This is a genomic window from Streptomyces sp. SID13726 (genome assembly GCF_010548375.1).
Classification (GTDB): Bacteria; Actinomycetota; Actinomycetes; order Streptomycetales; family Streptomycetaceae; genus Streptomyces.
In genome coordinates this window covers 830782-849941 of record NZ_JAAGLY010000001.1, presented here as the reverse complement: position 1 = coordinate 849941, position 19160 = coordinate 830782, and the positions used below count along the sequence as shown (strand labels likewise).

16 protein-coding genes are annotated in these 19160 nt (G+C 73.3%); 3 read left to right on the top strand and 13 right to left on the bottom strand.

The genetic code is table 11. The features are described from left to right. Positions 1 to 27: 27 nt before the first annotated feature. The 7 genes from G3I78_RS03560 to G3I78_RS03530 all read right to left on the bottom strand — a co-directional run bounded on the left by G3I78_RS03560 (position 28) and on the right by G3I78_RS03530 (position 10922). Complete coding sequence (locus G3I78_RS03560; RefSeq protein WP_164421228.1) at positions 28 to 663, bottom strand: MBL fold metallo-hydrolase; 636 nt, start codon at positions 661 to 663, stop codon at positions 28 to 30. Between the two features lie 45 nt (positions 664 to 708). After that, on the bottom strand, positions 709 to 2007 hold the full coding sequence (gene pcaC / locus G3I78_RS03555; RefSeq protein ID WP_164421227.1) for a 4-carboxymuconolactone decarboxylase: 1299 nt from the start codon (positions 2005 to 2007) through the stop codon (positions 709 to 711). A gap of 143 nt (positions 2008 to 2150) precedes the next feature. Continuing rightward, positions 2151 to 3992 (bottom strand): SWIM zinc finger family protein, encoded by a 1842-nt coding sequence (locus tag G3I78_RS03550; RefSeq protein WP_239157584.1) that lies wholly within the window; start codon positions 3990 to 3992, stop codon positions 2151 to 2153. Between the two features lie 1145 nt (positions 3993 to 5137). Next, positions 5138 to 8182, bottom strand: coding sequence for a DEAD/DEAH box helicase (locus G3I78_RS03545; RefSeq protein ID WP_239157583.1), 3045 nt, complete (start codon positions 8180 to 8182; stop codon positions 5138 to 5140). 165 nt (positions 8183 to 8347) lie between these two features. Beyond that, positions 8348 to 8932, bottom strand: a complete 585-nt coding sequence (locus tag G3I78_RS03540; protein ID WP_164421226.1) for a sugar kinase — start codon at positions 8930 to 8932, stop codon at positions 8348 to 8350. Further along, the gene (locus tag G3I78_RS03535) at positions 8929 to 10077 is read right to left on the bottom strand and encodes an ROK family glucokinase (protein WP_123763956.1); all 1149 of its coding nucleotides are present in this window, start codon (positions 10075 to 10077) and stop codon (positions 8929 to 8931) included. Before G3I78_RS03535 ends, G3I78_RS03540 begins: the two co-directional genes overlap by 4 nt. Positions 10078 to 10184: 107 nt before the next feature. Further along, positions 10185 to 10922, bottom strand: coding sequence for a GntR family transcriptional regulator (locus G3I78_RS03530; protein WP_164421225.1), 738 nt, complete (start codon positions 10920 to 10922; stop codon positions 10185 to 10187). A gap of 130 nt (positions 10923 to 11052) precedes the next feature. Between G3I78_RS03530 and G3I78_RS03525 the strand changes: the two genes are divergently transcribed. Continuing rightward, positions 11053 to 12078: a Gfo/Idh/MocA family oxidoreductase gene (locus G3I78_RS03525; RefSeq protein ID WP_164421224.1), complete on the top strand. Its 1026-nt coding sequence runs from the start codon at positions 11053 to 11055 to the stop codon at positions 12076 to 12078. 52 nt (positions 12079 to 12130) lie between these two features. Here G3I78_RS03525 and G3I78_RS03520 read toward each other — a convergent pair whose 3' ends face one another. The 3 genes from G3I78_RS03520 to G3I78_RS03510 form a co-directional block, all read right to left on the bottom strand. Beyond that, entirely contained in the window at positions 12131 to 13318 is a 1188-nt protein-coding gene (locus G3I78_RS03520) for a cytochrome P450 (protein ID WP_164421223.1), read from the bottom strand. A 39-nt stretch (positions 13319 to 13357) separates the two neighbouring features. After that, positions 13358 to 14044, bottom strand: a complete 687-nt coding sequence (locus G3I78_RS03515; RefSeq protein ID WP_203614097.1) for a response regulator transcription factor — start codon at positions 14042 to 14044, stop codon at positions 13358 to 13360. A 105-nt stretch (positions 14045 to 14149) separates the two neighbouring features. Next, positions 14150 to 15409: a histidine kinase gene (locus tag G3I78_RS03510; protein WP_164421222.1), complete on the bottom strand. Its 1260-nt coding sequence runs from the start codon at positions 15407 to 15409 to the stop codon at positions 14150 to 14152. A gap of 169 nt (positions 15410 to 15578) precedes the next feature. Here G3I78_RS03510 and G3I78_RS03505 point away from each other — a divergent pair, with 169 nt between their 5' ends. Next, a complete protein-coding gene (locus tag G3I78_RS03505) occupies positions 15579 to 15779 on the top strand; it encodes a hypothetical protein (RefSeq protein WP_164421221.1) in 201 nt (66 codons plus the stop codon). A 54-nt stretch (positions 15780 to 15833) separates the two neighbouring features. Here G3I78_RS03505 and G3I78_RS03500 read toward each other — a convergent pair whose 3' ends face one another. Together G3I78_RS03500 and G3I78_RS03495 are read right to left on the bottom strand one after the other, a co-directional pair. Continuing rightward, positions 15834 to 16223 (bottom strand): ribonuclease domain-containing protein, encoded by a 390-nt coding sequence (locus tag G3I78_RS03500; protein ID WP_164421220.1) that lies wholly within the window; start codon positions 16221 to 16223, stop codon positions 15834 to 15836. Positions 16224 to 16399: 176 nt separating this feature from the next. After that, positions 16400 to 17026, bottom strand: coding sequence for a dihydrofolate reductase family protein (locus G3I78_RS03495; protein WP_164421219.1), 627 nt, complete (start codon positions 17024 to 17026; stop codon positions 16400 to 16402). Between the two features lie 139 nt (positions 17027 to 17165). On the opposite strand from G3I78_RS03495, the gene G3I78_RS03490 reads away from it, so the two are divergent. Further along, positions 17166 to 17921, top strand: coding sequence for a 3-oxoacyl-ACP reductase family protein (locus G3I78_RS03490; RefSeq protein ID WP_203614096.1), 756 nt, complete (start codon positions 17166 to 17168; stop codon positions 17919 to 17921). A gap of 104 nt (positions 17922 to 18025) precedes the next feature. Here the strand turns inward: G3I78_RS03490 and alc are convergent, their stop codons facing one another. Further along, entirely contained in the window at positions 18026 to 19141 is a 1116-nt protein-coding gene (gene alc / locus G3I78_RS03485; RefSeq protein ID WP_164421217.1) for an allantoicase, read from the bottom strand. Positions 19142 to 19160: the final 19 nt, after the last annotated feature.

Below are 19160 nucleotides of genomic sequence, written 5' to 3'. Positions count from 1 at the left end.
TCACAACCTACTAGGCGGCACTGACACTCACAGAGCCGTGCTCTCCCCCGGCGCCAGACGCAGGTGCTCGGCGCCGCCGAGGGCGCCGATCTGGTTGTCGTAGATCGGGCGGGCGAGGTCGGTGAGGAGGGCGTCGTGGATGTCGTAGGCGCGCTGGGGCTTCACCTCGCGGACGTAGTCGATGACTTCGGAGATCTTGCTCCAGGGGGCCATGACGGGGAGCATCAGCGTCTCGACGGCGTTCCCGGGGACGGTGAGGGCGTCGCCGGGGTGGAAGACGCGGCCGCCGTCGATCAGATAGCCGACGTTGGTGATGCGCGGGATGTCGGGGTGGATCACCGCGTGGAGTTCGCCGTGGACCTGGACGTCGAAGCCGGCGGCGGTGAAGGTGTCGCCGTGGCCGACGGTGTGCACGCGGCCCGGGAAGGCCGTCCCGATCTTGTCGGCGACCGACTTCAGGGTCCAGATCTCGGCGGCCGGGTTGGCGTCCAGGGCCGTCCGCAGGCGTTCCTCGCTGAAGTGGTCGGGGTGTTCGTGGGTGACGAGGATCGCGTCGGCGCCAAGGGCGGCGTCCTCCTCGCTGAAGGCCCCGGGGTCGAGGACGAGTGTCTGTCCGTCCTTCTCCAGGCGGACACAGGCGTGCGACATCTTCGTGAGCTTCATGCCCCCCATCCTGCCTCCGCGCGGGCGCCGAGCGGGGCGCCGGGCTCACTCGGTGGGCGTGGTCTCCTCGCGGATGACCTGCTGGGCCACCTTGAACGCGCTGTTGGCCGCCGGGACACCGCAGTACACGGCCGCCTGGAGCAGGACCTCCTTGATCTCGGTGGGGGTGAGGCCGTTGCGCAGGGCGGCCCGGGTGTGGAAGGCCAGCTCGTCCAGGTGCCCGCCCGCGACCAGGGCGGTGAGGGTGGCGACACTGCGGGAGCGGCGGTCGAGGCCCGGCCGGTCCCAGATCTCGCCCCAGGCGTAGCGGGTGATGAACTCCTGGAAGTCGCCGGAGAACTCGTCGGCCTGCGCGAGCGCCCGGTCGACGTGCGCGTCGCCGAGCACCTCGCGGCGGACCTTGATGCCGGCGTCGTACGGGTCGGCGCGGACCGCCGTCTGCGGGTCGGGGACGGCCGGGGCGATCTCGGCGATCGGCACCGGCTGCGGCGGAGCGGCCGTCAGGACCGCCTTGGCCGGTGCCGCCGGGATCGCGGTCTGGCCGGTGGACGAGTCGAAGGCGGGCTGCCAGGCGGTCGAGAAGTGTCTGACCAGGAGGTCCGTGACGGCCGCCGGCTGTTCGACCGGCACCAGGTGGGAGGCGCCGGGGACAACGGCGAGCCGGGCGTCCGGGATGCCGGCGACCAGGGTGCGGGCCTCGGCCGGTCCGGTGACCTGGTCGTCGGAGCCGACGAGGACCAGGGTCGGCACGGTGACACCGGCGAGTTCCGCCCGTACGTCGAACGCGGCGAGCGCCTCGCAGGCCGCGATGTAGCAGCCCGGGTCGGTGGTGCGCACCATCTGCACGGCCCAGTCGGTGATCGCGGGCTGGGCGGCGGCGAACCCGGTGGTGAACCAGCGCTCCGGCGAGGTGCGGGCGATGGGGTCGAGCCCGTTCGTCCGTACGATCACCCCGCGCTGGCGGAACTCGTCGGCCGTCCCGAAGCGCGGCGAGGCGGCGATCAGGCCGAGCGAGGCGATCCGCTCCGGGTGGCGCAGGGCCAGCTCCATGCCGACCGCGCCGCCCAGCGCGCAGCCCGCGTAGCCGAAGCGCTGCACCCCGAACTGGTCGAGGGTGGCCAGCAGCCGGTCGGTGAGGTCGCGGACGGAGCCCGCCGGGTAGGCGTGCGCGCCGCCGTGTCCCGGCAGGTCGTACCGGAAGACACGCCACTGCTTGACGAGCTCCGGGACCTGCCGGTCCCACATGTGCCATGTCGTGCCGAGCGACGGGCCCAGGATGAGGACCGGGGCGTCTTCCGGGCCGTCGAAGCGGTACTGGAGGGCGGGGGTCTTCGTCTCACTCACGGCTCCACGCTAGCCGCCATTTCTGAGCGGCCAGCCCCTGGGACCCCGGACCCCGTACCCGGCTCCCGAACATCACCGGGGAACTCTCACACCGCCTTCACCTGACGGGGGGCGGAGCGGCCTGCGGGGTCCGCACGGGGCGGTCAGAGGTCGCCCGGTGTGCCGAGGCCCGTGAGGGCGCCGACCGGGTCCAGGTCGGGGGTGCCGCGGGGCCACCAGTCGTCGTGGCCCGGTTCCGACTCGTAGGCGTACCAGAGGCCGTCGCGGCCGAGGCGGAGCTGGACATGGCCGCGGGGGTGGGTGAGGCGGTTGTGCGCGGGGCGGAAGGCGGGGAGGTCGGCGGCGAGGAGGAGGGGGCGGGCACGGTCGAAACGGCCCGCCGGAGGGTCCCACGGCTCTTCGAGTACGGCGAGACCTTCGAGCCCGCCCTGGCGCCAGGCGGCGACCGCGCGGGCCAGGTCGGCCGGGGTGCGGTCGGTGGCGGCCGCGAGGGAGGCGTAGAGGGCGCGGGTCCCGGCGGTGAGTCCGGAGCCGGGGCGGGCGGCGGCGAGGCGTACCGCGTCCTGCCACAGGGTGAGTTCGCCGACGGGGTCGCGGCCGGTGGCGAGCAGGGCGTGGGCGCGGGCGGCGGCGTCGGTGGCCAGCTGGTCCAGGGCGAAGGGGTCGGGGCCGCCCGGCGAGGCGGGGTACGCCGGGGGCTGCTCGGGGTGGGCGGGCGCGGGCAACGGGGCCGGGAGCGGCGGGAGTCGACGGGCCGCGAGGGCTTCGGTGGCCCGCACTCCGGGGAACCGCGTCGGCTCCTGGTCCTGGGCGGCACGGGCCGCGCGGGCGGCGCTGAGGCGGGACAGGGCGTCGAGCAGCTCGCGCTCGCCCCGGCCGCGGAGCAGGAGCAGCACGAACGGGTCGGCGTCGAGCAGCCGGGCCGTCTGGTAGCAGAGGGCGGCGGCGTGCTTGCAGGGGTGACCGCGGTCGGGGCAGCTGCACTGCGGTTCCAGGTCGCCGGGGCCCGGGAGCAACGGCACTCCGCACTCGGCCAGCGACTGGGGCATCTCCTTGTCGAGCAGCGCGGCGATGTGCCCGGTCCGGTCGGCGGCGAGGTCCAGGAACCGGTCCCAGTCCGCGTCCCCGAGCGTCCGCAGCCGCACCTGCACGCGGTACGGGCGCGGTCGGCTCCCCTGCACGTAGGCGAGCACCAGCCCCGGCGTCACGGTGATCGCGTCCACATGCCCCTGCTCGGCGTAACCACGCCCCCGGGCCAGCCGCTTGACGTCCAGCGCGCCCTCTTCCAGCGCGGTGACCCACGCGTTGCCCCACCAGGTGGCGGCGAACCGGGAGTCCGGGGAATCCGGGGAGGCGTGGGGTGGGAAGGCGGGGAAGGTACGGCGGAGGTCGTTGTCCCGGTTGGGGGCGGCCATGGAGTTGGGGTGGCGGGGGGTGGGGGTGTTCGCGGGGGTGTCGTGTCCGGGGGTGGGTCGGGGCTCGGCGGTGTCGAGGTGTGCCGGGGTGTCGTGCCCGGGGGTGAGCCGGGGCTCGATGGTGTCGAGGTGTGCCGGGGTGTCGTGCCCGGGGGTGAGCCGGGGCTCGATGGTGTCGAGGTGTGCCGGGGTGTCGTGCCCGGGGGTGAGCCGGGGCTGGGCGGTGTCGAGGTGTGCCGGGGCGGCTTCGGGTGTGAGTGAAGGGTTGGTGTCGATGGTGGGGGCGGGGGGCTCGTGCGGCGGGTTCGGAGAAGCGGTGCCGCTGCGGGCAGGAGTTTCGTCGGGCCGGGGAGACGAGTCGGTGTCGGCGGGAGCGGACGCCTCGTCCGGCATCCGGAACGCGTCGGCCAGCAACTCCCGTACGTCACGCGCCCGGTTCCCCGCGGCTGGGCGGCGCGCACGGGTACGGTCCCGGGACGCGGCCGAGCTGGCGGGCCGCGACCGACGCGCGAGTACGGCCTCCACCTCACGGGCGGCCGCTTCCGCCTGGCTCTTGCGAGCCGCACGCAACGCTTCTCGGGCGGCGTCCGCGGGGCGGGGCACGGGGCGTTGGACGGGGGCACCCGGGGAGCCTTCGGCGCCGCTGGGAGGGCGGCTGGGATCAGCGGGGGGCCGGTCGGGGGCGTCGGGGTGGTGGCCGGAGTCGTCGGAGTGGTGAGCCGGGGCACCAGGGGTGTGGTGGGGGTCACTGGAGTGACGGCCGGGATCAGCGGACGGCCGACCGGAGTCGCTGGAGAAGCAGCCGGGCTCGCCGGAGTGATGGCCGGGGGTACCAGGGAGGTGGCCGGGGCCATCGGAGTGGCGGCCGGGATCAGCGGACGGCCCACCGGGGTCACCCGAGTAACCGTCGGAGTCACCGGAAAGACGGCCAGGGACACCGGGGAGGTAGCCGGGATCACCGGAGTGGCGGCCGGAACCGGCGGAAGGCCGACCGGAGTCACCCGAGTGACCGTCGAAATCACCGGAGTGATCGCCGGAACCACCGGGAATGTGGCCGGAAGCACCGGAGTAGCGGCCAGAACCAGCGGAAGGCCCACCGGAGTCACCGGAGTAGCGGCCGAGGGCACCAGGCTGGCGGCTGGAGTCACCGGAGCTGTGGCCGGAACCACCGGGAGGCCGACCGGAGTCGCCGGAGTAGTAGCCGGACTCACCGGAGTGATGGCCAGGGCCACCAGAGAGGTGATCCGGATCATCGAGAAGCCGGACGGAGTCGTCGGGGTGTCGGCCGACGTCCCCAGGGCTCGCCTCGGTGGTCCCGGCCCCGCCGGTAGCTCGGGCCACGTCGGTAGCCCCGGCCCTGTCGGTGGTCCCAGCCCCGTCGGCAGCTCGGGCCACGTCGATAGCCCCGGCCCCGCCGGCAACTCGGGCCACGCCGGAGTCCCCGACAGCATTAGTGGCCCCAACCGCGTCACTCGCCCCGGCCGCACAGCCAACCCCGGCCCCGTCGGCGTCCCCCTGTGCCGCCACCCCGCCCGACGAACCCGACGCAGCCGAAGAACCCGACGTACCACCGGAGCCCCCGGACCCGCCCCGCCCCACGCCCCCGTCAGCCCCCGCCTCCCCGGCGGCCCCGTCACCCCCCGTCGCCAAACCACGTGCCCTCGCCTCACGGGCCGCTCGTAGGGCTCGTCGGGCCTCGTCCGCGGGGCCCGGTGTCATGACGGCCTCCTCAGGGAGACCAGGTCGGTGAGTTCGTGGTCGGTCAGTTCTGTGAGGGCGGACTCGCCGGAGCCGAGGATCGCGTCGGCGAGGGCGCGCTTGGATTCGAGCATTTCGGCGATGCGGTCCTCGACGGTGCCCTCGGTGATCAGGCGGTGGACCTGGACGGGCTGGGTCTGGCCGATGCGGTAGGCGCGGTCGGTGGCCTGTTCCTCGACGGCCGGGTTCCACCAGCGGTCGAAGTGGACGACATGGCCCGCGCGGGTGAGATTGAGGCCGGTGCCCGCGGCCTTCAGGGACAGGACCAGGACGGGGATCGCGCCGCTCTGGAAACGGTCCACCATGCGCTCCCGCTCCGGCACCGGCGTCCCCCCGTGCAGCATGTCCACCGGGACCGCGCGGGCGGCGAGGTGGGAAGTGATCAGGCGGGCCATGCCCACGTACTGGGTGAAGACGATCGCCGAGCCGTCCTCGGCCAGCAGGGTGTCCAACAGCTCGTCCAGCAGGGCGAGTTTGCCGGAGCGGGTGGCCATGCGGTCGCCGGCCGCGGGCGGGACCTCCTCCTTGAGGTACAGCGCGGGGTGGTCGCAGATCTGCTTCAGCGCTCCGAGCAGCTTGAGCACCAGCCCTCTGCGCGCGATGCCCTCCGCCGTCTCGATCGCCAGCATCGACTCGCGCACCACCGCCTCGTACAGGGAGGCCTGTTCGCGGGTGAGCGGGACGGGGTGGTCGGTCTCCGTCTTGGGCGGGAGTTCCGGGACGATGCCCGGGTCGGACTTCTTGCGGCGCAGGAGGAAGGGCCGGACCAGCCGGGCGAGCCGGGTCACCGCCTGTTCGTCCTCGCCGTTCTCCACCGCGCGCGCGTGCCGGGCGCGGAAGGACTTCAGGGGGCCGAGCAGTCCGGGGGTCGTCCAGTCGAGCAGCGCCCACAGCTCGGAGAGGTTGTTCTCGACCGGGGTGCCGGTCAGGGCCACGCGCGCGGGTGACGGGATGGTGCGCAGGGCCTTCGCGGTCGCCGAGTACGGGTTCTTGACGTGCTGGGCCTCGTCCGCGACGACCATGCCCCAGTGCTGTTCGGCCAGTCGCGGCGCGGTCGACCGCATGGTGCCGTATGTCGTGAGGACGAAGCCGCCGTCGAGGCCGTCCAGGGTGCGCTCCGGGCCGTGGAAGCGGCGGACCGGGACGCCGGGTGCGAACCGGGTGATCTCCCGCTGCCAGTTGCCGAGGAGGGAGGCGGGGCAGACGACGAGGGTCGGCTCGCGGCGCGCCCGGCGCAGGTGCAGGGCGATGACGGTGATCGTCTTGCCGAGCCCCATGTCGTCGGCGAGACAGCCGCCGAGGCCGAGCGAGGTCATGAGGTCCAGCCAGGCCAGTCCGCGGAGTTGGTAGTCGCGGAGGGTGGCGTGCAGGCCCGGCGGCGGCTCGGCGGGGAGCACCCCGGCCGTCAGCCGGTCGCGCAGCGCGGCGAGCGCGCCGACCGGCACGGCCTCCACCGCCTCGCCGTCGACCTCGGCGCTGCCGGTGAGGGCGACGGAGAGCGCGTCGACCGGGTCGAGCAGTCCCAGTTCGCGCTTGCGGGCCTTGCGGACCAGGGCCGGGTCGACCAGGACCCACTGGTCCCTGAGGCGTACGACGGGTCGGTGGGCCTCCGCCAGCTCGTCCATCTCGGCCTCGCTGAGCGGGTCGCCGCCGAGCGCCAACTGCCAGCGGAACTGGAGGAGTTCCTCGCTCTCGAAGAAGCCGGTGCCGTCGGTCGCCGCGCCCGGCGCGGACCGGACCACGGCGGCCGCGGTGAGGTCCTGGGCGAGGTCGCGCGGCCAGTGCACGGCCACTCCGGCGGCGGCGAGCCGGGACGCCGCCACGCCGAGCAGATCGCCCAACTCCTCGTCGGACAGGGCCAGTACGTCGGGGACGTCCTGCTCGGAGAGCCGGTCCAGAGGCGGCCAGACCCTGGCCGCGCGCCGCACCGCGAGAGCGGCGTCCACGCGTGCGCGTGGTCCGAAGACGGCGTCGGCGGCCCCCGCCCACAGGGTCGCCGCGTCGGTCACGAGGGTCGGGTCGGCGAGGCTGTGCACCTGGACGATCGCCGCGCCCGCGCTGCGCGCTCCGGTGTCCTCGCGGTTGAACAGGTGGTAGGCCGACAGGTCCAGACGGAGCGAGACCCGCACGCCCGCGTCCATGCCGGCGGCGACCTCGGCGGCCCAGTCCTGGGCGTGCGGCAGCCGCTGGGCCGCGCGGGCCGCGAAGGGCTTGCCGGACGCGTACGGGGCGGCGGGGGTGCGGGGCAGGGTGTCGGCGACCGCGTCCAGGAAGGACCGCATCAGCGCTTCCGGCTCGGGCAGTCGGAGCGGGCCGGGGCCGGGCAGCGGTACCGCGTGGCCCTCGTACGGCAGGGCGGCCGCGATCGCGCGCAGGTGCGCGATGTCGCCGGGGTCCAGCGGGCCGGCCCGCCAGGCGTCGTGGCCGCCGGAGGTGAGGCCGGGCAGCAGCCGGCCGCGGGCGGTCAGCCGCAGTGCGTGCAGGGCTGCCGCGCCCCAGCAGGCGGTGGCGGGATGCGCTGCGGGGTCGCTCCGGGCCCGGACGAGGAGCGGCAGGGCCTCGCCGAGCGGGAGGGACAGCGCGGGGGCGGTGCGGCGCCGGACCCCCGGGCCGTGCGGCCGTACGACAGTGAGGTCGATGTGCTCGACGAGCGGCGGACCGCCGTCGCGCGACTCGGGCCCCGCGGCGAGGACGTCGGCGATCGAGGGGTCCTCACCCTGCCGTGCGGAGGCGGTGGGCAGGTGGCCGGTGTCTGTGCCGAGCGCTTCGAGGTCCCCCGTCGGAAGGGGCGCGCCCTCGGGGTCCCAGAACGCGATCCGGCCCGCGCGCGGGAGAGGCGCGGGCAGGTAGACGGCGGCGAGCCGGACGGGGACGGTCACCCCCTGCGACGCACCCCTGCGCTCGGCCAACCTCTGCGGCTCACCCCTGCGCTCGGCCGACCCCCGCTGCTCATCCCGCCGCTCGCCCCCGCGCTCAGCCACCACCACAGCCCTGTCGGTCATACGTCCTGTCACCTCCCGCCCGCATGTCGGATCAGTCGTCTTCGACTCTACGGGCGGGGTCTGACAATCGGCTCCGGCGACGGGCTGGACTGGGCCAGGCAGGGCCGGGCAGGCCCAGACCCAGACCCAGACCCAGGCCCAGGCCCGCTCACCGGAGCGGACAGATCACGGAACGGTGCGTGAGACGACGTAGACCCTGGGCTTGCTCGGCACGGCCATGTTGATCATGACGTCCTGGGTGGGCGCCGGGTCCTTCTGCGCGTGGGTCAGGCCCCACCACCGGTTCATCTCGGTGAACTTCCAGCCGGTGACCTTCTGGTCGCGCTCGCCGATGGAGACGTCGCCCCTCTTGAGGTCGGCGCGGCTGACGCCCATGCCGGTGAGGAAGGCGTCCAGGCCCGCGTCGGTCGTCCGGAACTGGACGTAGAGGCGGCTGGTCTTCCAGTTGTTGGTCTCGTAGGAGGCGACGAGGTCGGAGGGGTGCGGGACCGGCACCTGGTAGAGGCGGCGCTGGACCTTGGAGGGCCAGCCGGGGGTGAGGCCGGTCGCCGAGTACTTCTCCTCCTTGTCCTTGCCGCTGTCGCGGCTCTGGTTGGCGGAGATCACCAGGTAGCCGGCCGGGACGCCGATGAGCAGCACGATGATGAGCAGGGTGATCGCCCGGCGGCGGATCCGGTGCTGGCGGTCCTCGGTGGGGCGCTGCGGCTCGTCGGGGGGCGCCGTGGCCTGGCGCGGCAGGGATGCCGTCATGCGGTGTCCCTCGACGTGCGGCGGGCCTCCACGTACCGCTCGTAGCGCTCGTGCCGCTCCACCCGGCGCCGGTTGGCGCGCCGGAAGCGGCGGGCGACCAGGCGGGCGAGGTCTGCGGCGCCGACCATGCCGGCCTCGGGGCCGAGCTGGGCGCGGGCGATACGGGCCTCGGGGCGGTAGCCGCGGCCGGTGAGCTGGCGCTTGAAGGCGTCCCGCGCGGGGCCGATCAGCAGGTCGTCGGCGGCCGAGACACCGCCGCCGATGACGAAGCAGGACGGGTCGAGGGCGGCGGCCAGGTTGGCGATGCCGACGCCGAGCCACTGGCCGATGTCCTGGAGCAGCTCGATGCACATCGCGTCGCCCTCGCGGGCCAGCTCGGTGATCATCGGGCCGGTGATGTCGCCGATGTTGCCCTTGACGTGCTCGATGATCCCGTACGCCACCGGGGAGTCGGCGGCGGCCAGCTCCCTGGCCTCCCTGACCAGCGCGTTCCCGGAGCTGTACTGCTCCCAGCAGCCGCGGTTGCCGCACGGGCAGCGGTGGCCGCCGGGCACGACCTGCATATGGCCGAACTCGCCGGCGACGCCGTACTTGCCGCGCTTGACCTGGCCGTCCTCCAGGATCGCGCCGCCGATGCCGGTGCCCAGCGTGATCATGACGAGGTGGTCCTCGCCGCGTCCGGCGCCGAAGCGCCACTCGGCCCAGGCGGCGGTGTTGGCGTCGTTGTCCACCAGGACGGGGACCGCGAGGCGACCGGCGATACGGTCCCGCAGCGGCTCGTTGCGCCAGGACAGGTGGGGGGCGAACAGCACGCGGTTGCGGTCGGCGTCGACCCAGCCGGCCGCGCCGATGCCGACGGCGTGGACGTCGTGGCGGTCGGAGAGGTCCAGGACCAGTTCGACGATGGTGTCCTCGACGACTTTGGGGCTCTTGGACTTGTCCGGGGTCTCGGTGCGGACCTTCTCCAGGATGTTGCCGTCGGCGTCGACGACACCCGCCATGACCTTGGTGCCGCCGATGTCGATGCCCACCGTCGGCACGCGGGGTGCGGTCAGGTGTGAGCGGCGTTCCCTCGTGCCCACCGTTCGCAGGGCGGGGGCGCGGCGGGAGCCTATGGGGGCGCTGAAGTTGCCGTAGGTGCTCATCAAGGCCCGATTCTGCCGCACGCTCACACGAGGTGCCGAACGGGGCAGCACAGGGGGGTGTGCGATTCGCCGCCGCCCGCAAGTGCGTGGGGGCCGGCCACGTCGCTCTAGGGGCGCACCAGCAGCTGGAATTCGAATGAGTAGCGCGTCGGCCGGTACGTGTGCGTGCCGTACTCGACCGCTCTGCCCGTGTCGTCGAACGTCACGCGCTGCATCGTGAGGAGGGGGGCGCCGGTCTCCTCGGCCAGACGTTCCGCCTCCGCTGTCGTGGCCGCTCGCGCGCCGATCGTCTGACGGGCGCTGTGGAGGGTGATTCCGGCCGTGCGCATCATGCGGTACAGGCCGGTGGTCTCCAGCTGGGCGGTGTCGAGGTCGAGGAGGGCCGGGGGGATGTAGTTGCAGAGGTGGGCCATCGGCTCGCCGTGGGCGAGGCGGAGGCGTTCCACGCGGTGCACGTCGCTGCCCTCGGGGACGCCGAGTGCCGCGGCGATCTCGGCGGTGGCGGTGACGACGGTGTTGACCAGGACCTTCGTCGCGGGGCGCTGCCCGGCCGCCTCCAGGTCGTCGTAGAGGCTGCTGAGCTCCAGGGGGCGCTTGACCTGGCTGTGCACGACCTGGGTGCCGACCCCGCGGCGGCGCACGAGCAGGCCCTTGTCGACGAGCGACTGGATGGCCTGGCGGACCGTGGGCCGGGACAGGCCGAGCCGGGCGGCGAGCTCGATCTCGTTGCCCAGCAGGCTGCCGGGGGTGAGGGTTCCGTGCTCGATCGCCGCCTCCAGCTGCTGGGACAGCTGGAAGTACAACGGCACCGGGCTGCCGCGGTCCACACTGAGCTCAAGCGTCACGGTCGGGTCTACTTCTGGTTTCGGCACGGGAGCGAGCGTAGCTCCGTGCGTTGTTGACGGGAAGTCGTGTAGTCAGATTGTCCGGACATACGGATTGACAGCGCGGGGTTCGCGACCACATTTTGTTCACATGCGCATCGGGGTCATAGGGACGGGCCGCATCGGCACCATTCATGCGAACACGCTCAGCCGCCATCGGGAGGTCGGTTCCTTAATCGTCACGGACGCGAACGGCGGGCGGGCCCAGGAGCTCGCCCAGCGCCTCGGGGAGACCGCGGCGCCGGGCGTCGACGAGATCTTCAAATGGGGCGTGGACGCCGTGGTGATCACCACGGCGACCTCGGCCCACGCCGAGCTGATCGGGCGGGCGGCGCGCTCGGGACTGCCGGTGTTCTGCGAGAAGCCCATCGCCCTGGACCTGCCCGGCACGCTGCACGCGATCGCCGAGGTGGAGACCGCCGGGACGATTCTCCAGATGGGCTTCCAGCGCCGCTTCGACACGGGCTACACGGGTGCGCGGGAGGCCGTGCGCTCAGGGCGGCTGGGACGGCTGCACACCGTGCGGGCGCTGACCTCCGACCAGGCACCGCCGCCGCCCGAGTGGCTGCCGCTGTCCGGCGGGCTGTACCGGGACACCCTGATCCACGACTTCGACATCCTGCGCTGGGTGACCGGGCACGAGATCGTCGACGTGTACGCGGCCGGGTCCGACGCCGGTCCGCCGATGTTCCGGGCCGCGGGGGACGTCGACACCGCCGCCGCCCTGCTCACGCTCGACGACGGGACCCTCGCGACGGCCACGGCGACCCGGATGAACGGCGCCGGGTACGACGTGCGCATGGAGCTGGCCGGCGAGCTGGACCAGGTCGTGGTGGGCCTGGACGACCGTACGCCCATCGCGTCCACCGAGCCCACGGGGCCGCCCGCCGCGGACAAGCCGTGGACCGGGTTCCTGGAGCGGTTCGGACCGGCCTACGAGGCCGAGCTGGCCGCGTTCATCGAGGTGGTCCGGGGCGAGAGAGCCAACCCCTGCGACGGCCGCGAGGCCCTGCAGGCACTGCGGATCGCCGAGGCGTGCGAGGTGTCCCGGCGGGAGCGCCGGGCCGTACGGCTGGCGGAGATCCCGGGCGGCGCGAGCGCCGCCGCCGCGTTCTGAAACCCACCGGGGCCCGCCGAGGCCCTCTGAACCCGCCCGGGACCACCGGGCTTCACCACCGCACCGGCAGGCTCCGCACCCCCCTGATCAGCATCCCCGGCAGCCACTCCCCCGCCGGTCCGTCGAGGGCGAGGTCCGGGGCGCGGTCCAGCAGGGTCCCGATCGCGGTGCGGGCCTCCAGGCGGGCAAGCGGGGCGCCCAGGCAGAAGTGGATGCCGTGGCCGAAGGCGAGGTGGCCGCGGGGGTCACGGCGGATGTCGAAGCGGTCCGGGGCCGGGTAGCGGGAGTCGTCGCGGTCGGCCGCGCTGAGGCAGATCATCACCGGGTCGCCCTCGGCGATGGTGCGCCCCGCGATCTCCACGGGCTCGGCGGCGTACCGGAACGTCGCGTTCTCCACCGGGCCCTCGTAGCGCAGCGCCTCCTCGACCGCGCCGTCGATCAGGCTCATGTCGGCGCGCAGGGCGGCGAGTTGGTCGGGGTGGGTCAGCAGGGCGTGGACGGCGTTGGTGATGAGGTTGACCGTGGTCTCGTGGCCCGCGATCAGCAGGATGAAGGCCATGCCGCGCAGTTCCGCGGCGGAGAGCCGGTCGCCGTCCTCGGCGGTGGTCCGGATGAGGTCGCCGAGCAGGTCGTCGCTCGGGCCCGCGCAGCGCTTGTCCTCGATCAGCTCCGCCAGGTACTCGCCGAGGCGCAGCATGGCGTCGTACAGGCTCTCCGGGCTGGTGGGTGCCACGGCCTCGGTGGAAAGCTTGCGGAACTCCGTGCGGTCCATCTCGGGCACGCCGAGGAGTTCGCAAATCACGGTGATCGGCAGCGGGTAGGCGAGGGAGCGCACGAGGTCGGCGCGGCCGTGCGGCAGCATCGCGTCGAGGAGGTCGTCGGTGATCTCCTGGATCCTGGGCCGCAGGCGCTCCACCCGGCGCATGGTGAAGGCGCGGGAGACCAGGCCGCGCAGCCGGGTGTGCTCGGGCGGGTCGCTGCCGAGCAGGTGGCGGCCGATCAGCTGCTCGTCGTGGAACGTCACCCCGATGCGGCGGCCGTCCTTGGCGAGCCGCGGATCGGCGAGCGCGGCACGCGCCTCCTCGTGGCCGACGACGAGCCACGTCGCGTACCCGGCGTCCGAGCCGGGCGGTCGCACCCGGTGGACGGCGCCGAGCGCACGCAGCTCGGCGTACACGGGATGCGGGTCGGTACGGAACGCCTCGCCGTACTCCCCCAGGTCGATCACTTCCTCAGCCATGGACTCCCCCTTCACACCGTCAACGCACGACGGCCCCCGCTAGTGCCCCTCCGGCTCCGGTTCCGCGTCCTCCAGCAGACCCGCGTCGTACGCCAACAGGGCGATCTGCACCCGGTTGTTGAGGTCGAGCTTGGCGAGGACGCGGGAGACGTGGGTCTTGACGGTGGCGACGCTCATGTAGAGGGCGGCGGCGATCTCGGCGTTGGACAGGCCCCGGCCGACCGCGACGGCGACCTCGCGCTCACGGTCGTTGAGGGCGGTGATGCGCTCACGCGCGCGCGTGCGGCGGGTGTCGGCGGCGGTGCCGACCGCGTGCGCCATCAGCTGACGGGTGACGGTGGGCGAGAGCACGTGGTCGCCGGCCGCCGCCGGGCGGACGGCGGCGAGGATCTCGGCGGGCGGGGTGTCCTTGAGGACGAACCCGGCGGCCCCCACCCGCAGGGCGCGCAGCACCTGTTCGTCCGCGTGGAAGGTGGTCAGGACGACGACCTGCGGGGCGTCGGGGCGGGCGCGCAGGCGTTCCGTGGCGGTGAGGCCGTCCACCGACGGCATCCGGATGTCCATGAGGACGACGTCCGGACGGGTCCGGTCCACGGCGGCCTCGGCCTCGGCGCCGTCCGCCGCCTCGCCGACGATCTCGATGTCGTCGGCGCCGCCCATCATCAGGGACAGGCCGGCCCGCACCAGGGGGTCGTCGTCGACGAGGAGCAGTCTGATCACAGTCATGGGCCTTACGTAATCACGCCGGGGCGGGGCGCAATCACCCTTGCGGACCGGTGAGTTGCGTCCCGGCGGGCCGGGGCCGTCACCCCCATGGGTCCCACGGGTCCGTCACCCCCACGGCAGCCACGCCTCCACCCGGAACCCCCCGTCCCGCTCCGCCCCGTGCGACAGCCGTCCCCCGGCCAGGGTGGCGCGCTCGGTGAGTCCGATCAGGCCCTGCCCCGAGCCGGGGACGGGAGGCACCTCGCCCTCGGGCGCGGGGTTGCGCACGGTCACGGCGAGGCCGTCGCCGGGGCCGCCGGTGACCGTGACGGTGACCTCGGTGCCGGGGGCGTGCTTGCGGGCGTTGGTGAGGCACTCCTGGGCGATGCGGTAGGCGGTGCGGCCGGCTGAGGCGGGGACGGTGGCGGGGTCGGTGACCCGGTGGTCGAGGGTGACCTTCATGCCGGCCTCGCGGGACTCGGCGACCAGTGTGTCCAGGGCGGCGAGGGTCGGCTGGGGGCGTCCTGAGTCGTCGTGGTCCCCGGCCCGCAGGACGCCGATGATCTCCCGCAGGTCCTGGAGCGCCTCGTGCGCGCTCTCCCGGATGACTCCGGCGGCCCGCGCGATCTCCTCCTGGGGCGCGTCCGGCCGGAACTCCAGGGCGCCCGCGTGCACGCTCAGCAGGGTCAGCCGGTGCGCGAGGACGTCGTGCATCTCGCGCGCGATGGCCTCACGGGCCAGCCGCTGCGCCTGCTCGGCCCGCAGCCGGGCCTCGTTCTCGGCGCGCCGGGCGCGGTCGCGCAGGCTGAGCATGAGCTGCCGTTTGGCACGCACCAGCAGGCCCCACCCGACGATCCCGGCGATCAGCAGGACGGCGAGGACGACCGTGACGACGTACGGCAGGTCCGCGTCGGGCCGCAGCCGGTAGGTGATCGGGACCACGGCGATGTTGAGGCCGCCGACCCAGGCGACGTACCGGAAGGGGCGGTGCACGGCGAGGGTGAACACGGCGATCATGCAGGCGCCGCCCGCGGTGTCCGAGAGCACCGAGAGCGGGATCGTGGCCACGGCGAGGCCGACCGGCCAGCGGCGGCGCAGCCACACGGCCGCGCAGGCGAGCGCGCCGAGCAGCTGGTCGATGCCGGCGGCGGTGTGGGACACCCGCGGGTTGTCGCCCAGCGCGTCCGCGGCGACCAGGCCGATGAAGACGGCCACGAGGAAGCAGGAGAAGTCGACGATCCAGTCGCGCGCGGTGCGCTTGGGCCGCCGTCCGGGCCGGGCGGCCGCGGGGTCGAACTCATGGATCACGGCGGACGGCATCAGCCAGCGCCGCCCGGGAAAGGCCGGGGGTTCGGGAACCGTCTCGTCACCATTCACGGTCGACAAATCTACGCAGTGAGGGCCTGCCACACCTCCCCGCGAGCGCGATCCGCGACCAAAGTCGCGGCGCCGCAGACTTTCGGTGTACGACGCCCCGCGCGGGCGATGCTTTCGCGGGCCGGGTCCCGCCCCGCGGCCGATGTGCGTGGGGGGTCCGCGGGACGAGAGTCCGACCATGAAGCAGTTGCTGGAGTTGCTCGGTTTCCTCGCCCTGGTGCAGGGCGTCATGGGTCTGCTGCACGAGTTCACCGACTGGCGTGTCGGGCTCGTCCAGCGGATCGGTTTCCTCGACGGCTACGGGATCTATGTGAGCGTCGCCCTCGTCGTGCTGGCGTTCGCCCTGTTCGCCGTCGCGGAGAGCCGGAGGTCCGGCTGAACGCGGACCGGACCTCCGGCTGGTCGCACCGTTCTCCAGGGGCCGGCGGCGGTGTCAGCAGCCGTAGTTGACCAGCTTGAACGTGACGTAGTGGTCCGCCGTGTAGTAGTCCTCCTGGTTCTTCTGACCGGTGACGATCCGGCGCGCGCCGCGCGTGGAAGAACCAGGGGTGATGACGGTGTACTCGTGGTAGTACCCCGTCGACTGGCTGGGCAGGACGCCTTCCCGGTTCTGGAAGACGACTCCGTCCTGCGAGTAGGGGAAGGGACCGCCCTGGTCGATGAGGTCCAGGGTGTCGTAGGCCTGGGACGGCAGCTTCGAGTAGCAGACGCTGCCGACCGCCGCGGCCGCCGGGGTGGCGGTGCTGACGGTGCCGCCGACGAGAACGGCGGACAGGACGGCGGCCGCGGCGCCGATTCGAGTGATCCGTGGGGGGAATCTCATGCCCTCATGATGACGCGCGTAGACAGTGGCATGTCAATGACAACTCCGGAGAATTTCCCGGCAAGTCCGATGAGTTTTCAGGAAGTTAACCTGCCGCCCGGCGTCTTCACGATCACCGGGCGGCCGGGCGGAGCAGGGCGTTCGACAGGACGCACCAGGGCGCGTTCAGGGCGCGTTCAGGCGTTCTCGGGGAGTTCGAAGGAGCCGTACTCCGGGCTACCCGCGAGGTCGTACGACTGGATCGAGACGCCGGTCGAGGTGATCCGTCCGCCCGCGTGCCGGAAGGCGGTCGGGGTGGCGCCGTCGAGGAAGAGCCGGCGGCCCGCGCCGAGCACGACCGGGAACGTGATCAGGTGCAGGGTGTCGACGAGCCCGAGGTCCAGCAGGGACCGCAGCAGGACGCCGCTTCCGTGCACCTGGACGTCGCCGTCGGTGCGTTCCTTGAGCGCGGTGACCTCCTTGGCGAGGTCGCCGGCGATCACGGTGGTGCCGCTCCATCCGGGGTCGGTGACGGTGGACGAGACGACGTACTTCGGCAGGGCGTTGAGCTTGGCGGCGACGGGGTTGGCCGGGTCGGTCACCTTCGGCCAGAACCCGGCGAAGATGTCGTACGTGTGGCGGCCCAGGAGGAACGCGCCGACGCCGCCGAAGACGTCGTCCACGAACCGTCCGAAGTCCTCGTCGTCGTAGGGGACGACCCAGCCGCCCTGTGCGAAACCGTCCCTGCGGTCCTCCTCCTGGCCGCCGGGGGCCTGGTAGACGCCGTCGAGGGTCACGAAGATCTGGGAGACGAGCTTGCCCATGGTGGGTGCCTTCTTCCTGCGGTGCGGTCTGTTGTCATCAGCTCAGACCCCACCCGCGCCCGCAACTCATCGGCGGGCGCCGGTCCGGCCGAGGTCGATGTCCGCCGGCCGCCAGCGGTCCGGGGGCGCGGGCGGTGGGATGGGTGACATGACAACGACGTACGGAACGCTGAACGGCAAGGTCGCGCTCGTCACCGGGGGCAGTCGCGGGATCGGCGCGGCCACGGCGCTGCGGCTGGCGCGCGAGGGAGCGGACGTGGCCGTGACCTATGTGCACGGCGAGGAGGGGGCCTCGGACGTCGTACGGCGGGTCGAGGCGCTGGGGCGGCGGGGCGTGGCCCTGCGGGCGGACTCCGCGGACGCCGGTGAGGCGGCGGGCGCCGTGGCCCGTACGGCGGAGACGCTCGGCGGGCTGGACGTGCTGGTGAACAACGCGGGGGTGGGGGTGCTGGGGCCGTTGGAGGAGCTGTCCCTGGCGGAGGTGGACCGGGTGCTGGCCGTCAACGTCCGGGGCGTGTTCCTCGCGTCGCAGGCGGCGGCCTCGCGGATGCGGTCGGGGGGCCGGATCATCACCATCGGCAGCTGTATGGCCCAGCGGGTTCCGGGGCCCGGTGGGGTCCTGTACGCGACGAGCAAGTCCGCGCTGGTCGGCCTGACCAAGGCGCTCGCGCGGGAGTTGGGGGCTCGGGGGATCACCGCGAACGTCGTGCATCCCGGGCCCGTCGACACGGACATGAATCCGGCGGACGGGCCCTTCGCTGCCGGGCAGGCGGCGATGACGGCGCTCGGGCGGTTCGGGGCGGTGGACGAAGTGGCGTCCGTGGTCGCGTACTTGGCGGGGGCGGAGTACGTGACCGGGGCGGAGTTCGCGGTGGACGGGGGTCATGCGGCGTGACGTAGGGGCGTTTTCCTGGTCCTCGTGTGCCGGAGGGGCCGAAGGTCGTCGAACGACTTCGGCCCCTCCGGCACGCGAGAGACGGTGGCGGGGAACTCCCGGGCTCAGCCGCCCAGTTCCTGGTGCCTCGCCGCCAGCGCCGCGGAACCGCTCTCCGTCAGGGAACCGAAGAGCCGGAGCCGGGAGATGCCTCCGTCCGGGAAGATGTCGACGCGCGCGTGCGTGCCCACGGCCGGGGCCGGGAGGACGAAGCGGTGGTTGGTGTCGGGCTGGAGGCGGGTGCGGGGCAGGATCTCCGTCCAGTCGCCGGACTCGCCGTCGCGGACCGAGACGGACGCCCAGCCCGCGCTGTTGCCCTTGAGATACGCGGTGTCGATCTCGACCGCCCGGATCACGGACTGGGCCGCGAGGCAGTAGCGGATCCAGTCGTGGCCCTGGTCACGGCGGCGCCGGGTCTCCCAGCCGTCGTCCATCTTGCGGGAACGCCCCGGCTGGATGGTGTTGGACGCGGGTGAGTAGAAGAGGTTGGAGGCGTCCTCCGCCCGGCCGCCGTTCTCCAGAGCGACCACGTCGAAGGTGCCGAGGGCGGAGAGCCAGACCGGGTCCGGGACCACGTCGCCGTAGACCCGCAGGCGCGCGATGCCGCCGTCGGGATGCTGCTTGACCCGCAGATGCGTGAAGCACTGCTCCAGCGACACGGCGAAGCCGTTCGCCGCGTGGCCGCCGACCGGTGTGCGCGGGACCAGCGTCGTCCACTTCACGTCGTCGCCGAGGAGGTCCTCCGGGGACGGGAAGCCGGCGACGGAGGTGCCCTCGACCGACACCGCCTGCGGGTAGTTCCCGCGGAAGTGCGCCGTGTCGACCACGATCCCCCGGATCACGCCGGGCGCGCCGAGCCGTACCAGCGCCCAGTCGTGGTCCTCCGCCGTCGGCCAGGGGTGTTCGGCCGAGGCACCCCGGCGGCGCCGGGTCTCCCAGCCGTCCATGATCTTGCCCTTGTGCCCGAAGCGCTCGGGGTCGAACTCGGCCGGCTCGGGCATCAGCAGGTTCTCGCGCTGGGCGAAGAACTCGTCGTTGGCGGCGATGACCCCGGCACCGAGGGTCCGCGCGGCGAGGTTGACGTGCTGGGTGAAGGGGAAGTCGGCGGTGCGGTAGTCCGCGTACGGGTCACCGCCGCCGTACGGGTTCGCGTCGCCGGTGAAGCTGGGAATCGCCGTCACGTACTTGTACCTTTCGGGA